This window comes from Geodermatophilus sp. SYSU D01186, assembly GCF_054050215.1.
Map to the genome: position 1 here is coordinate 1 of NZ_JBJGYW010000017.1, position 13,688 is coordinate 13,688.

General features: G+C 74.9%; 14 protein-coding genes. 4 read left to right on the forward strand and 10 right to left on the reverse strand.

Annotated elements, in window-relative coordinates:
• Positions 1-123: 123 nt before the first annotated feature.
• Both ACI784_RS13810 and ACI784_RS13815 read right to left on the reverse strand, forming a co-directional pair.
• Positions 124-690 carry a hypothetical protein gene (locus tag ACI784_RS13810; RefSeq protein ID WP_457013851.1) on the reverse strand — a complete coding sequence of 189 codons (567 nt, stop codon included), beginning with the start codon at positions 688-690 and terminating at the stop codon, positions 124-126.
• Positions 691-729: 39 nt separating this feature from the next.
• A complete protein-coding gene (locus ACI784_RS13815; RefSeq protein ID WP_457013852.1) occupies positions 730-1,197 on the reverse strand; it encodes a PPOX class F420-dependent oxidoreductase in 468 nt (155 codons plus the stop codon).
• Positions 1,198-1,275: 78 nt separating this feature from the next.
• Here ACI784_RS13815 and ACI784_RS13820 point away from each other — a divergent pair, with 78 nt between their 5' ends.
• Positions 1,276-2,598, forward strand: coding sequence for an AI-2E family transporter (locus ACI784_RS13820; RefSeq protein WP_457013853.1), 1,323 nt, complete (start codon positions 1,276-1,278; stop codon positions 2,596-2,598).
• Between the two features lie 68 nt (positions 2,599-2,666).
• Positions 2,667-3,617: a proteasome assembly chaperone family protein gene (locus ACI784_RS13825; RefSeq protein WP_457013854.1), complete on the forward strand. Its 951-nt coding sequence runs from the start codon at positions 2,667-2,669 to the stop codon at positions 3,615-3,617.
• A gap of 38 nt (positions 3,618-3,655) precedes the next feature.
• On the opposite strand, the gene purU is transcribed toward ACI784_RS13825, so the two are convergent.
• From purU to ACI784_RS13850, 5 genes are all read right to left on the reverse strand, one after another.
• Positions 3,656-4,552: a formyltetrahydrofolate deformylase gene (purU, locus tag ACI784_RS13830; protein ID WP_456923669.1), complete on the reverse strand. Its 897-nt coding sequence runs from the start codon at positions 4,550-4,552 to the stop codon at positions 3,656-3,658.
• Between the two features lie 83 nt (positions 4,553-4,635).
• The gene (gene ligD / locus ACI784_RS13835; protein ID WP_456923671.1) at positions 4,636-5,556 is read right to left on the reverse strand and encodes a non-homologous end-joining DNA ligase; all 921 of its coding nucleotides are present in this window, start codon (positions 5,554-5,556) and stop codon (positions 4,636-4,638) included.
• 25 nt (positions 5,557-5,581) lie between these two features.
• Complete coding sequence (gene ligD, locus ACI784_RS13840) at positions 5,582-6,520, reverse strand: non-homologous end-joining DNA ligase (RefSeq protein WP_457013855.1); 939 nt, start codon at positions 6,518-6,520, stop codon at positions 5,582-5,584.
• A 31-nt stretch (positions 6,521-6,551) separates the two neighbouring features.
• Positions 6,552-7,571 (reverse strand): non-homologous end joining protein Ku, encoded by a 1,020-nt coding sequence (ku, locus tag ACI784_RS13845; protein WP_456923674.1) that lies wholly within the window; start codon positions 7,569-7,571, stop codon positions 6,552-6,554.
• Positions 7,572-7,700: 129 nt separating this feature from the next.
• The gene (locus ACI784_RS13850) at positions 7,701-8,270 is read right to left on the reverse strand and encodes a DUF1360 domain-containing protein (protein ID WP_456923676.1); all 570 of its coding nucleotides are present in this window, start codon (positions 8,268-8,270) and stop codon (positions 7,701-7,703) included.
• Positions 8,271-8,441: 171 nt separating this feature from the next.
• Between ACI784_RS13850 and ACI784_RS13855 the strand changes: the two genes are divergently transcribed.
• Positions 8,442-8,852, forward strand: a complete 411-nt coding sequence (locus ACI784_RS13855; protein WP_456923677.1) for a hypothetical protein — start codon at positions 8,442-8,444, stop codon at positions 8,850-8,852.
• Positions 8,853-8,883: 31 nt separating this feature from the next.
• Here ACI784_RS13855 and ACI784_RS13860 read toward each other — a convergent pair whose 3' ends face one another.
• Positions 8,884-9,819 carry a hypothetical protein gene (locus tag ACI784_RS13860; protein ID WP_457013856.1) on the reverse strand — a complete coding sequence of 312 codons (936 nt, stop codon included), beginning with the start codon at positions 9,817-9,819 and terminating at the stop codon, positions 8,884-8,886.
• A 336-nt stretch (positions 9,820-10,155) separates the two neighbouring features.
• On the opposite strand from ACI784_RS13860, the gene ACI784_RS13865 reads away from it, so the two are divergent.
• Entirely contained in the window at positions 10,156-10,554 is a 399-nt protein-coding gene (locus ACI784_RS13865; protein ID WP_456923679.1) for an STAS domain-containing protein, read from the forward strand.
• Between the two features lie 67 nt (positions 10,555-10,621).
• Here the strand turns inward: ACI784_RS13865 and ACI784_RS13870 are convergent, their stop codons facing one another.
• Together ACI784_RS13870 and ACI784_RS13875 are read right to left on the reverse strand one after the other, a co-directional pair.
• On the reverse strand, positions 10,622-11,644 hold the full coding sequence (locus ACI784_RS13870) for a DNA topoisomerase IB (protein ID WP_457013857.1): 1,023 nt from the start codon (positions 11,642-11,644) through the stop codon (positions 10,622-10,624).
• Positions 11,645-11,702: 58 nt separating this feature from the next.
• Positions 11,703-13,559, reverse strand: coding sequence for a SpoIIE family protein phosphatase (locus ACI784_RS13875; RefSeq protein ID WP_457013858.1), 1,857 nt, complete (start codon positions 13,557-13,559; stop codon positions 11,703-11,705).
• Positions 13,560-13,688 lie beyond the last annotated feature (129 nt).

Consider the following 13,688-nt stretch of genomic DNA (forward strand, 5'->3'; position numbering starts at 1 on the left):
GGTGCCGGCAGCAGCAGGCGGACAAGTCCGCTCAAAGGCACGAAGCCAGTCAGACCTGGAGTCACACCCACTGCCACCGGCCGTCAGCCCATCACCGATGGACCGACCCGGCCAGGCTCACAGTCAGCCCTCGGCGCGGGTGAGCAGCCGTGCCGCGGTCGGCCGCAGCTCCCGCTCCAGCTCCCACAGCCCCGCCGCCAGCCGCTGGCCGACCGCCTGCCGGGAGATGCCGAGCGCGGCGGCCGCCCGGGCCTGGGTGCGGCCGCCGGCCACCAGCTCGATCGCCTCCCACGCCTGGGGGCTGCGCCGCTGGACCACGACGGCCAGGGCGGTCAGCACCGCCTGGGCGTCGGCCGCCTCCGGCGGCACCGCACCGCGGACGGCCAGCCGGGTGCCGCGCTGACCGGCGGCGTCGGCCGCGCGACGCCCGGACAGCAGCGCGGGACCGCCGGGCCGCCCGCCGTCGAGGACCGGTCCGGCACCCACCCCGACGGTCCAGCCGGGCGCGCGCACCAGCCCCAGGACGACGTCGACCACCGCGGTCGGATCGGCCAGGACGCCCTGCAGCTCGCCGTCCCCCACCCGCGCGAACGGCCGCACCGCCGGCAGCTGACCCAGGCGGCCCAGCACCGCCTCCACCTGCCCGGACCCGTCACCGCCGGAGGGGACGGCGGTCACCACGAACGGCACCGGGCAAGCCTGTCAGCTTTCTCCGGGCCGGACCAGGACCTACATCCGCGCGGCGACCTCCGGCGGGAACCCGCCGGTCGCGACCGGGCCCCAGCGCTCGATCGTGACGCGGAGCAGCGACTTGCCCTGCCGGGTCATCGCGGCGCGGTACTCGTCCCAGTCGGGGTGCTCGCCGCTGATCGACCGGAAGTAGTCGACCAGCGGGTCCAGCGCCTCGGGCAGGTCCAGCACCTCGGCGCGGCCGTCGAGCTGCACCCAGGGCCCGTCCCAGTCGTCGGAGAGCACGCACAGGGAGACGGCGGGGTCGCGGCGGGCGTTGGCGACCTTGGCCCGCTGCGGATAGGTGGAGACGACGATGCGCCCCTCGCCGTCCAGCCCGCAGGTCACCGGGGAGAGCTGGACTCCCCCGCTGCTCCGGCGGGTCACCAGCAGCGCCTTGTGGCGGGGGCGCAGGAACTCCTCGAGCGCGGCCCGGTCGACCCGGTCGGCTGTGGCGGTCTTCGGCATGGGCCGACGCTACGACCCGTGCCCGGTGATCGTTTCCGCACGTCCCGGAACGGACATCCACCTCCCGTGACCTCGCGCATGAGACTCCCAGGGTCCGGCCGCTCCGCCGCGGCGGAGGAGCCGGCTCGCGTCGAGCGGCGCGAGCACGTCGCCGACCCCGACGCGGCCGCCGTCACCGGCGCCCCGGCCCCGTCCGCGCAGCGCGGTCCCCGCGTGCGCCGGGCGATGCGGTCCCTCGCCGTCGCCTCGGCTCAACTGCTGCTCATCACCGGCGCGGTCGTCGTCATCGGATGGGTGCTCGGCAAGCTGTGGGTGATCCTGCTGCCGATCGTCCTGGGCCTGCTCTTCGCCACGGTGCTGTGGCCGCCGACCCGTTTCCTGCGCAAGCACCGCTGGCCGCCCGCGCTGGCCGCGTCCGTCGCCCTGCTCGGCTTCCTCGCGGTGATCGGCGGCATCGTCGCGGCCATCGCGCCCCAGGTCGGGGACCAGGTGGGCGAGCTGGCCGACCAGACCGCCGCCGGGCTGCAGCAGGTGCAGACCTGGCTGCAGGGCCCGCCGTTCAACATCGGCGAGGACCAGATCGGGCAGGCCGTCGACAACGCCATCAACTCGCTGCAGGACAACGCGCAGAACGTCGCCGGGTACGCGCTCACCGGCGCCTCGGCCGTCGGGAACGGGCTGATCAACCTCGTCCTGGCGCTGGTGCTGGCGTTCTTCTTCATCAAGGACGGCCCGCGCTGGGTGCCGTGGCTGGCGGCGCAGACCGGGCCGAGGGCCGCGCCCCACGTGGCCGCGCTGTCGCAGAAGACCTGGAGCACCCTCTCGGAGTTCATCAAGCAGCAGGCCCTGGTCGGCTTCGTCGACGCCTTCTTCATCGGCCTCGGGCTGTGGATCCTCGACGTCCCGCTGGTGCTGCCGCTGGCCGTGCTGACCTTCTTCGGCGCCTTCATCCCGATCATCGGTGCGTTCGTCGCCGGCGCCTTCGCCGTGCTGATCGCCCTGGTCGACGAGGGCTTCACCGTCGCGCTCATCGTGTTCGGGATCGTGCTGCTGGTGCAGCAGATCGAGGGCAACGTGCTGCAGCCGATCATCCAGGGCCGCGGGTTCAACCTGCACGCGGCGGTGGTGATCCTCGCGGTCACCGCCGGCGGCAGCCTGGCCGGCATCACCGGCGCCTTCCTCGGCGTCCCCGTGGCCGCGCTCATCGCCGTCATCTACCGGTACGTCCGCGACCAGCTCGACGCGCGTTCTCCCGACGTCGCCGACGACGGCACCCGGCCGGAGATCCGGGGCGACGAGACCGGCGCGGAGATGACGCGGGAGCAGGTCGCGCCGCCGGCTCCAGGCGGCAGCAGCCGGCCCTCGCACCAGGGTCTCGGGGACGGCGACTCCCGCGGCTGAACCGGGAATGCCCGCCACGCGCCGTGACTTGATCATGAGCGAGACCCGAGTTCCAGGAGGCATGACCCGTGGCGCACCGACCGGAGGAGCTCGTCGAGCTGCTCCCCGAGGCCCAGCCGTTCCTCACCCGGGAGGCGGCGGTGACCGGGGCGGAGCAGCGGCGTGGCCTGGTCCTCGTCCACGACCTCGCCGGTGAGTTCGACGCCGCCCACGCCGGCGCGCTGGCCGGCTCCCACCTGCTGGCCAGCCTGCCCCACGAGGTGATCGCGCGGTTCGACGTCGACAGCCTCATCGACTACCGCGCCCACCGGCCGCGGATGACCTTCAACGGCGACCGCTACGAGTCCTTCAGCGCTCCCGAGCTGCTGCTCTACGCCGTGGAGGACGACGCCGGCGAGCCGTTCCTGCTGCTGCACGGCGCCGAGCCCGACTTCGCCTGGGAGCGGTTCATCGCCGCGGTGGCCGGGCTGGTGGAGCGGCTGGGCGTGACGTCGGTCGTGGCGCTGCAGGCCATCCCGATGCCGGTGCCGCACACCCGCCCGGTGACGGTCACCGCGCACGCGACGCGCCGTCCGCTCATCGCCGAGTACCCCGTGTACTGGGGCGAGATGCGCATCCCGGGCAGCGTCGCCGCGCTGCTGGAGCTGCGCATGGGCGAGGCCGGCGTCGACGCCTGTGGCGTCGCCGCGCACGTGCCCCACTACCTCGCGCAGACGACGTTCCCGGCGGCCTCGGTCACCCTGCTCGAGCACCTCTCCCGGCTCACCGGTCTGCACCTGCCGACCGAGACGCTGCGCGAGGCCGCCGAGGCGCACCGCACCGAGGTCGACGAGCAGATCGCCCGCAGCAGCGAGAACACCGCCGTGGTCGCGGCGCTGGAGCAGCAGTACGACCAGTTCACCTCCGCCCGGGAGGGCAGCGAGCTGCTCAGCGAGATCGGCGAGGTGCCCAGCGGCGAGGAGATCGGCGCGGAGCTGGAGCGGTTCCTGGCCGAGCAGGAGCGCCGCCGCGGGGAGTGATCGGCGGCGCCCCCCGAGCGTCCGGAGGCGGGGATGCCTCAGGCGAAGACGATGGTCTTCTCGCCGTCGACGATCACGCGGTCCTCCACGTGCCAGGTGACCGCCTGGGCGAGCACCTGCCGCTCGACGTAGCGGCCGATCCGCCGCATGTCCTCCACCGAGGCGCGGTGGTCGACGCGGGCGACCTCCTGCTCGATGATCGGCCCGGCGTCCAGCTCCGGCGTGACGTAGTGCGCGGTCGCCCCGATCAGCTTGACGCCGCGGTCGTGGGCCGCCTGGTACGGGTTCGCCCCGACGAAGGCCGGCAGGAAGCTGTGGTGGATGTTGATCAGCCGCTCCGGGAACCGGCTGCAGAAGTCGGCCGACACGATCTGCATGTAGCGGGCCAGCACCACCAGGTCGACGTCGCCGACCAGCTCCAGCGCGCGGGCCTCGGCGTCCGCCTTGGTGTCCGGCGTCACCGGGACGTGGTGGAACGGGATGCCCGCCGAGCGGGCGACCGGCTCCAGGTCGCGGTGGTTGGAGACGACGGCGGCGATCTCCGCCCGCAGGTCGCCGGAGCCCACCCGGTACAGCAGCTCCTGCAGCACGTGGTCGGTCTTGCTGACGAAGACCGCCAGCCGCGGCCTGGCCGCCGCCTCGGTCAGCCGCCAGGTGAGCTGCCACTCGCGGGCCAGCAGCGCCAGCGCCCCCTCGAGCTGGTGGCGGCGGGCGGCCAGGTCGGCGAGGAAGAACTCCAGCCGCAGCGTGAAGGTGCCCCCGACCGGGTCGGAGGAGTGCTGCTGCGACTCGGTGATGTTCGCGCCGGCGTCGGCCAGCAGGCGGGACAGCACGGCGACGATCCCCGGCCGGTCCGGGCAGCGGACGACCAGGCGTCCGACGTCGGTCAGCCGGTCGTCGCGGGGACCGAGGGAGGGCAGCTCAGCAACGGACACGGGGATCGAGGATGCCAGGCCCGCCGATGGCCTCCTCCATGGCACCGCCCCGAGCGCGCGAGGGGTCGGGAGGAGAGGTCCTCTCAGACGGACGGCAGGACGGCGCGCTCGGCCCCCGCGATGTCGAACAGGTCGCCGTACTCCTCGACCCGGGCCAGCACCTCCTCGGTGCGGAAGCGCAGCGATCCGGGGTCGGCGCCGTCCACGACCGCCTCGACCTCGTCCCAGCCGATCGGGGCCGACACCGTGGCGTCCGGGCGGGCGCGCAGCGAGTACGGGGCCACCGTCGTCTTGGCCGGGTTGTTCTGGCTCCAGTCGATGAGCACCTTGCCGGGGCGCAGGACCTTCTCCATGCGCCAGACGACCTCGTCCGGGGTCTCCGTCGCCAGCTCCTGGGCGAGGTGCCTGGCGTAGCGGCTGGGGTGCTCCCGGTCGGTCACCCGGATCGGCGCGTACACCTGCATGCCCTTGGAGCCCGACGTCTTGACCACCGGGTCCAGCCCGTCCTGGACCAGCCGCTCGCGCAGCCGCTCGGCGACCTCGCAGCACTCGAGGATCCCGGTGTCGGGCCCCGGGTCGAGGTCGAGCACGAGCAGGTCCGGCAGCGCAGGCTGCAGCCTGCTGCCCACCTGCCACTGGGGCACGTGCAGCTCGAGCGCGGCGAGGTTGGCCGCCCAGGCCAGGTCGGCGACGGTCTCGAGGATGACCATGTCGAGGGTCTCCCGGCCACGGGAGCTGCCCGGGCTCGGGACCGTCACGCGCCGCACCCAGTCGGGAGCGTGCCGGGCGCTGTTCTTCTCGAAGAACGCCTGCCCCTCCACCCCGTCGGGCCAGCGGGTGAAGGTGACCGGCCGGCCCGACAGGTGCGGCAGCAGCACCGGGGCGATCCGCACGTAGTAGTCGATCACCTGCGCCTTGGTGAAGGAGACCTCCGGGAAGAGCACCTTCTCCAGGTTGGAGACGGTCAGCTGTCGCCCCTCCACCCGCACCAGCTGACGGCTCACGGACACCTCCGTACCCGCTGCGCGCTCACCACTCCTCCACGACGTCCTCGGGGACGAGGTCGTCGCGCAGGCCCCGCCACGAGGGGTGCCGCAGCCGGCCGTCCGCCGTCCAGACGGCGAAGGCGACCTCACCGACGAGGTCCGGCTCGACCCACCGGGCGTCGCGGGTGACCTCCCGCGGCAGCGCGCCGACGAACGGACTGCCGGCGCGCGGGGTGAACAGCGCCTCGAGGTCGCGCAGCGCCTGGGCGGTGAACCCGGTGCCGACGTGGCCCACGTAGACGAACCGGCCCTCGTCGTCGTGGACGCCGACCAGCAGCGACCCCACTCCCCCGGCCCGCCGGCCCTGCCCCGGCCGCCAGCCGCCGACGACGACGGACTGGGTGCGGACGTTCTTGACCTTGAGCCACTCCGCACCGCGCTGGCCGGGCCGGTACGGGGAGTCCAGCCGCTTGGCGACCACGCCCTCCAGCCCGTTCTCCCGGCTGGCGGCCAGCACCGTCTCCCCACCGCCCCGGAACCACGGCGTGCCCGCCCAGCGGGCGCCGCCGACGCCGAGGGCGTCCAGGCGCTCGCGGCGGCGCACGTACGGCAGCCCGCAGAGGTCCGAGCCGTCGAGGGCGAGCAGGTCGAACACCAGGTAGGTGACCGGTGCGGCGGCGGCCATCCGGGCCACCTCGGGGCCGGTGCGGTGCATCCGGCCCTGCAGCGCCCCGAAGTCCGGCCGGCCCTGCGCGTCGAGTGCGACCACCTCGCCGTCGAGGACGGCGTCGTGCCCGGCCAGCGGCGCGGGCAGGCGGCCCAGCTCGGGGTAGCGCACGGAGATGTCGGTGCCGCTGCGCGCCCACAGGGTCAGCGCGCCGCCCCGCACGACGGCGACCGCCCGGACGCCGTCCCACTTGAACTCGTAGCCCCACTGCGCGTCCTGCTCCGGTGGCGGGAGCGCCGCCGCCGTGGCCAGCATCGGCGGCGGCACCGTGGCCGGCGCGGCCACCTCAGGCGGTGCGGCGGGCGCGCTTGGCCGGCTGGTCCGCCGGGGCCTTCTTCGCCGCCGGGGTCTTCTTGGCGGCCGTCGTCTTCTTCGCGGCGGGGGGCTTCTTCTCGGCCGTCGCCTTGCGCGCCGCCGTCTTCCGGGCCGGGCGCGGCTCGGCGTCGTCGTCCGCGGGGGCGGGGGCGCGCTTGGCCGCGGTCGCCTTCTTCGCCGGCGCGCGCCGCGGGGGCTCCGCGTCCTCGGCCGGGGCGCCGCCCCGGGCCTGCTCGACGCTGCGGCGCAGGGCGCTCATCAGGTCGACGACGGCCGCGCCGGAGTCGGCGGTCTCCGGCAGCGGCTGCACCTCGCCGCCGCTCTGCTTGGCCTCCAGCAGCGAGGCCATGGCCTCGCGGTAGTCGTCGGTGAAGGCGGTGGGGTCGAACTCCCCGGTCATCGAGGTGATCAGCGCCTCGGCCATCTGCAGCTCCTGCGGCCGGACGGCGATGTCCTCGTCGAGGAAGGCGAAGTCCGGACGCCGGATCTCGTCGGGCCAGCGCATCGTGTGCAGCACCATGACGCCCTCGCGCACCCGCAGCGCGGCCAGCGACTCCCGCGAGCGGATCGCGATCTTGGTGATGGCGACCTGCCCGGCGTTCTCCAGCGCGTCGCGCAGCAGCACGTAGGGGCGGGTCGCGGAGGCGTCGGGCTCCAGGAAGTAGGTCTTCTCGAAGTGGATCGGGTCGATCTCGTCCTGGTCGACGAACTCCAGCACCTCGATCTCGCGCCGCGTGGTCAGCGGGAGCTCCTCGAAGTCCTCGTCGGTGAGGACCACCAGCTGGCCGTCGGGCAGCTCGTAGCCCTTGGCGATCTCGGAGTACTCGACCTCCTCGCCGTCGATCGAGCAGACCCGCTTGTACTTGATCCGGCCCCCGTCGGTGGCGTGCACCTGGTTGAACCGGATGTCGTGGTCCTCGGTGGCGGTGTACAGCTTCACGCCGATGCTCACCAGGCCGAAGGACACCGCGCCGCGCCAGATCGACCGCATGCCGCTCTCCTCCGCAAGGCCCGTCCCAGACCGCGGGCGGGGAAGGCCGGAGCGGTCAAGATCGCAGGATAGGTCCGTTCCCCCGGCCGCGGCAGGTCGAACCCCCCGCGTCTCGCCCGTACGGGTGGGCTACTGCACCCCCTCGTCGTCCCCGGGCTCGAGGGCACCGTTCTGGATGGCGTCATAGGCGAACTGCAGGACGTCGGAGCCGGCGACGGCGGTCATCGTCAGCGCGGCCAGCCGGGTGGCGTTCGGGGCGGCCACGTAGGCGAACACGAACGCCGTGCCCACCCACTGGGCCAGGCAGAACGGGCAGGTGAGCAGCTCCCCGACGGCGTGCTTGACCCCGCCGTGCTCGCGCACCTCCTCGGCCACCTCCGCGTGCCCCGACGGCCCCTGGAACGCGGTGAACGGCGCGCGCAGGGGGCTGGTCACCGGGTCCTTGGCGATGCGGCGGGCCAGCCGGAAGGTGCCGACCGTCAGCAGCACGGCGTCCCCCAGCGGTATGCGACGGGGCAGCGGCCGCCCCGAGGCCCGGACGACGGCCGCGCCGGCGGCCACCACGGCGCTGTACACCCCCATCGCCCCGAGGTCCCCGCCCAGCGGGCGCGGCTCTCCCTGTGAGTACTCGCGCTTCTGGATGCGGGCCCAGCGGCGGACCGGGGCCCCGATCCGCTGCACCTCGTCTGCGATCGCCATGGGCGCCCGCTACCCCACGCCTGCCGGACCCATGCCGGAACGGGACCGGCCGCGGGAGGACGAGGGTCACGCATGGCCGGGCACGCGGCGGGTAGGCCGGACCCCAGACGGCGGCCGGCTCCCCGGCCGCATCCGGCGAGCGCGGGCCACCCCGCGCAGAGGAGGCACCGCATGACGCAGCCCGAGGGCCAGACCGCCCGCGACGTGTTCCCCGAGGACGAGGGCATCCCCGAGGTCTCCCAGGACGACTCCCCCACCCAGGAGCGCGCCGAGGACCCGCAGTTCGCGCCGGTCCCGGGCGACGAGCCCGGCGCCAGCGTCGACTTCGGCACCACGTCGTTCGAGCAGGCGGAGGGCGAGTCGCTCACCGGCCGGCTGGAGCGGGAGGTGCCCGACGTCCAGCCCGGCGTCCGCGCCGCCGAGGACCCCCAGCGGGCCTCCCTGCAGCTCGAGCAGGACACCTCGACCACGCCGGACTCCGACTCCGGCACCAACCGCACCGCCGACGACGTCGAGGCGACCGCGGACCTGCCGGTCGGCGGCGAGGGCCCGGAGGAGGCCGCCGTCCACGTCGTCGACTGACGACCGGCGCCGGCTGGGCCCGGCCCCGGGCTCAGCCGGCGGTCTCCAGCGCCATCCGCTCGGCGAAGGACTCCGCCGTGTCGAACGTCAGGCGGTGGACCCGGTCGAAGGTGTGCTCGCTCTTGCGGACGACGGTCCGGCCGTGCAGCCACACCGCGTCGTCGACCAGGTACCCCTCGCCGCGGCGGTAGAGGATGCAGGTGGCCGCGGCGTTGCTCGCGGCGATCAGGCCCGAGTCGTCCGGGTGGTCGTGGTACCCGAAGACCTCCTCGTAGGCCTCCATGTCCCACGGCAGCTCGCGGCGGATGAGGGTGAGCATCCGCGCGGCCCGCTCCTCGCCGAACGCGGCGGCGGCCAGCGTCCCGAACTCGGCCACCGACATCAGCAGCGAGGCACCCTGCCGGTCCGGGGCCGGCTCGTTGAAGACGTTGAGCAGGTAGCGGCCGGGGAAGATGTCGGCGTGCAGCGGGAAGGACCCGTCCTCGCTGCCCGACCCCATGCCGATCGGCGCCTTCATGCTCGTCGTGTGGTGCTCCGACGCCTCGGCGATGGCGCCCTTGAGCGCGGCGAGGAAGGCGTTGAGGTGGCCGCCGAGCGGCTGGGTCATCCGGGTCAGGTGCGCGAAGCCGCCGGCCGGCACCACCGGCACCCGCCACATCGACTCCCCCATGGCCCGGATCCCGGCGCGGACGTCGGCGGGCAGCGCCTCCAGGTGGATCGACTCGTCCGGCGGGGCCCCGTAGGACTCGTTGCGGTACCACTCGAGCGCGACCCGGTGCGGCGTCGGCGGCTCCGCGGCGGCGAAGGCCTCCAGCACCGGCAGCCACGCCGGGTGCCAGGTCAGCCGCGGCCGGCCGAGCCGGGTACCCACCCGGGTGAGCACCGGGGTGGCGACGTCCGGCACGGTCGGCGCCGCCGCGGACGCGACCGGGCGGGCGAGGGCAGGCGCGGACGTGGTGCTGCTCATGGACGCTCCGGGGAGGGACGGGCACCCCACGCCGGGGCGACGCGGGCGGGTCCGGACGCTAACCGGGCGGCGTGCCGGCAGCAGGCGCCACGCCAGTCGGGCCACGCACTTCTCACCTGCGGCTGCGTGCCGGGGGCGCGTTTGGCGCGTCCCGGGGCGGTTGTCTACCTTGGTACGGCGGTTGAGCAGGCAGCCGCGGCCACGCCGGCGTCGCACCGGCGGGGGACACGTTCGACGACGAGCGCGTCCGGGGGCCATGACACCGGGGGGCCGCACAGCGGTAGATTGACCTGGCGGTCGTGCCGTCGGGCACTGCCGTTGAGAGGAGCTCAGCCCGTGACCACATCCGACCTGCCTGCCGAGGGGCAGCCCGACGTGTCCACCGAAGGCACCGAGGCGCCCTTCGACGACGTGATCACGCTCTCCACCTCCACCGGGGACGACGGCGCGGTCACGGTGACGGTCGTCGGCGAAGTGGACACGTTCACCGCCCCGGTCCTCCGCTCGTCGCTGGACACCCAGCTCGAGCAGCAGCCGTCGAGCCTGGTCATCGACCTGTCCGGCGTGCAGTTCCTCGGGTCCGCCGGGCTCGCCGTCCTCGTCGAGACCCAGAAGTCGGCCCGCTCCCGCGAGGTCGACCTGCGCCTGGTCGCCACCACCCGCGCGGTCACCCGGCCGCTGGAGGTCACCGGCCTGATCGACCTGTTCACCATCGTGGACAGCAGCGCTCGCTGACGACGGGCCCCTGCAGGGGCCACACGACGAAGGCCCCGCCACCGGCGGGGCCTTCGTCGTCCCCGGCTCAGCCGGTGAGCATCTGGCAGACGGCCTGCTCGAGCACCTTCTGCGCCGTCCGGTCGTCGGGGGCCGAGGCCGCCTCCCCCAGCGCGGGCGCGATGGTCTCACCGCTCTCGAAGCGGTCGACGACCCGCGGGTCCACGTAGCTGGCCTTGCACACCGCCGGGGTGTTGCCGAGCGTCTCCGACACCCGCTCGTAGGCCTGCTTGACCACCCGCTTGCGGGCGGTCTTCGTCGCCGGCGCCGGGCTCTCGGCCAGGGTCGCGGCCATCAGCACGGTCGCGTTCCAGGTGCGGAAGTCCTTGGCGGTGATCTCCGCGTCGCTGACCTCCTTGAGGTAGGCGTTGACCTCGGTGCTGGTCACGTCGTGCCACACCCGACCGGACCCGGTGGGGTCGTCCACCCAGTAGCCGAGCAGCTCGTCCCCGGTGTCGTCGGGCCGCTTGAGCAGCTCTCGGACGACGTCGGCGGTCGGCCGGTCGGTGAGCTCCAGCTCCCGCTCGATGCCGCCCTTGGCCGTGTAGGAGAAGAACACCCGTTCGCCCCGCACACGCACGTGCTCCCGGCGCAGCGTGGCCAGCCCGTAGGTGCCGTTGTCCTCGGCGTACTGCTCGCTGCCGACCCTGAAGGCCCCGAGGTCCAGCAGCCGGACGGCGGCGGCGAGCACCCGCTCCCGGGTGAGCCCGCTGCCGGTGACCGCCCCCACCACCGCCTCGCGGACGTCGGGCAACTGGTGGGCGATCTCGAGCACCCGCTCGTGCTTCTCGGCGTCGCGCCGGGCCCGCCACTGGTCGTGGTAGCGGTACTGGCGGCGGCCCGCGGCGTCCACCCCGGTGGCCTGGATGTGCCCGTTGGGCCAGGGGCAGATCCACACGTCCTGCCAGGCCGGCGGGATGGCGAGGGCGCGCACGCGGTCCAGGCGCTCGCCCCTGATCAGGGAGCCGTCGGTGTCGTAGTAGGCGAAACCGCGGCCGGCGCGCCGGCGTCGCCACCCGGGGCCGTGCACGTCGCTGCGGCGGAGTCTCACGCCGGGAGGATGCGCACCGGCGGCGTTCCCCAAACCGGAGCGCCGCCGCCGTCACCCGTCAGCGCAGCTCGACCAACCCGGCCAGGCCGCTGATCTCCAGGATGTGCCGGGTCACGCCGCCGTCGGGGGCGTGCACCACCAGCCGCCAACCCTCGTCCCCGGCGATCCGGGCCATGGCGAGCACGACGCGCACCGCGGCACTGCTGAACAGGGTGACCGCGGTGAGGTCGAGCTCGACGCGGCCGGTGCCGCCGTGGCTGGCCTCCAGGAGGCGGATGCGCATCTGCTCGGCGCCGACGAGGTCCACCGCGCCCGAGGCCCGCACCACCGGCCGGTCGGCCGTGCGGTCCACGACGACCTCGGCGGTGCTGGTGCTGGCGTGCCGCTCCTCGATCTCGTCCGGGCTCCGGCGCAGCCGCATGCTGAGCGTGACGGTGGTGCCGTGCTCGCCCTGCAGCACCACGCCGTCGACCAGCTGCCGCATGATCAGCAGCCCCCGGCCGCGGTCGCCGGGGTCGCGGTCCGGCGGCCGCCAGCGGCCCTCGTCGCGGACGGTGACGGTCAGCAGGCCGTCGACGTCCACCGCGGCGGTCACGTACACCCGGCCCGGCTCGGTGCCGCGGTAGGCGTGCTCGACGGCGTTGGCGCAGGCCTCCCCCACCGCGACCATGACGCCGACCCGGTCCTGCTCGCCCATGCCCAGCGCCGTCAGCCAGCCGCCCAGCCGCCGGCGGACCGCGGGCAGGGACGACGGGACGGCGGGCAGGTCGAGGCCGACGGGCTCCGTCGTCTCCGCGCGCCGGTGGGCGACGAGGACGGCGATGTCGTCGGGCCGCTCCCCCGATCTCAGCAACCGCTCGACGACGTCGGCGGCCAGCCCGGCCGCCCCCTCCTCGTCGAGGCCGCCGGACCCGGTCAGCGCGTCGCGGGCGACCTGGGCCAGCCGGTCCAGGCCCTGGGCCGGCGGCGGCCCGGAGGCGGCCACGGCGCCGTCGGAGTAGAGGACGAGCGTGGCCCCCGGCGGCAGCTCGGCGGTCTCCACCACGGTGGGCGCGCCGGGGAGGCTGCCGAGCGGCGGGCGGGCGGTCAGGGGCAGGAACGCGGTCGTCCCGTCGGCCCGCACGACCAGCGGCGCGGGGTGCCCGGCCGCGGCGTAGGCGATCCGGCCGGTCGCCGCCTCCAGGACCGCGTAGAAGACCGAGGCGCCCTCGACGTCGTCCATCTGGGCGGCAAACGCGTCGAGGGCGGCGACCACCGCCGCCGGCGACGGGTCCCGCAGCGCCACCGACCGCATGGCCCCGCGCAGGCGGCTCATCGCCCCGGCAGCCGGGACGCCGTGGCCGACGGCGTCACCGATGACCAGCGCCACCCGGCCGCGCCCGAGCGGGACGGCGTCGTACCAGTCCCCGCCGGCGGCGCGCACCGAGCTGGCCCGGTGGTAGCTCCCCGACAGCCGCAGATCGGGCAGGAGCGGCAGCGCGGGCGGCAACAGCGAGTGCTGCGCCAGCTCCACCACGTCGGCCTCCGAGGCCGGGCGCTCGACCGGCGGCACGGGGGCCGGGGTCGGCTCCAGGACCAGCAGCACGCCGGGCTCACCGGCGACCGTCAGCGGCTGGAGCACGACGCTCGTCGCCTGCCCGTCCGACCCTCGGGCGCCGTGGAGCGTCTCCGGGCGGCCGGTCCGCGCCACGGCGTCGGCCAGGTCGGCGACGGGCTGTCCGGCGACGGACGGGAGGTCGGCCCGGGTCGCCCCCAGCTGCCGCGCCCGGGCGTTGGCCCAGACCGGTTCCAGGGCCGGCCCGGCGAGGCAGTAGATCGCCGCCGGCGCCTCCTCCATCGCCGCGACCAGCACGGCTCCGCCCGCGTCCTCGACGGGACGGGACCCCGGTGGCGGGCTGTGCTGGCTGGCGTTCATCTGCGGCCAGGAAACAACAGGGCCAGGGGGGCGGCAACCGCGATCCCCCAGGTCGGTCCACGGGTTTGACGGCCCCCGGTGGCCGGGTATGGCCCTCCTTCGGGCGCCGTGGCCCTCCGCGACGCGCCG

Excerpts from the sequence above, each read along its gene's own strand:
- ACI784_RS13815 (WP_457013852.1), bottom strand. The coding sequence starts at position 1,197 with ATGCCGAAGACCGCCACAGCCGACCGGGTCGACCGGGCCGCGCTCGAG.
- ACI784_RS13820 (WP_457013853.1), top strand. The coding sequence starts at position 1,276 with ATGAGACTCCCAGGGTCCGGCCGCTCCGCCGCGGCGGAGGAGCCGGCT.
- ligD (WP_457013855.1), bottom strand. The coding sequence starts at position 6,520 with ATGCTGGCCACGGCGGCGGCGCTCCCGCCACCGGAGCAGGACGCGCAG.
- ku (WP_456923674.1), bottom strand. The coding sequence starts at position 7,571 with ATGCGGTCGATCTGGCGCGGCGCGGTGTCCTTCGGCCTGGTGAGCATC.
- ACI784_RS13850 (WP_456923676.1), bottom strand. The coding sequence starts at position 8,270 with ATGGCGATCGCAGACGAGGTGCAGCGGATCGGGGCCCCGGTCCGCCGC.
- ACI784_RS13855 (WP_456923677.1), top strand. The coding sequence starts at position 8,442 with ATGACGCAGCCCGAGGGCCAGACCGCCCGCGACGTGTTCCCCGAGGAC.
- ACI784_RS13860 (WP_457013856.1), bottom strand. The coding sequence starts at position 9,819 with ATGAGCAGCACCACGTCCGCGCCTGCCCTCGCCCGCCCGGTCGCGTCC.
- ACI784_RS13875 (WP_457013858.1), bottom strand. The coding sequence starts at position 13,559 with ATGAACGCCAGCCAGCACAGCCCGCCACCGGGGTCCCGTCCCGTCGAG.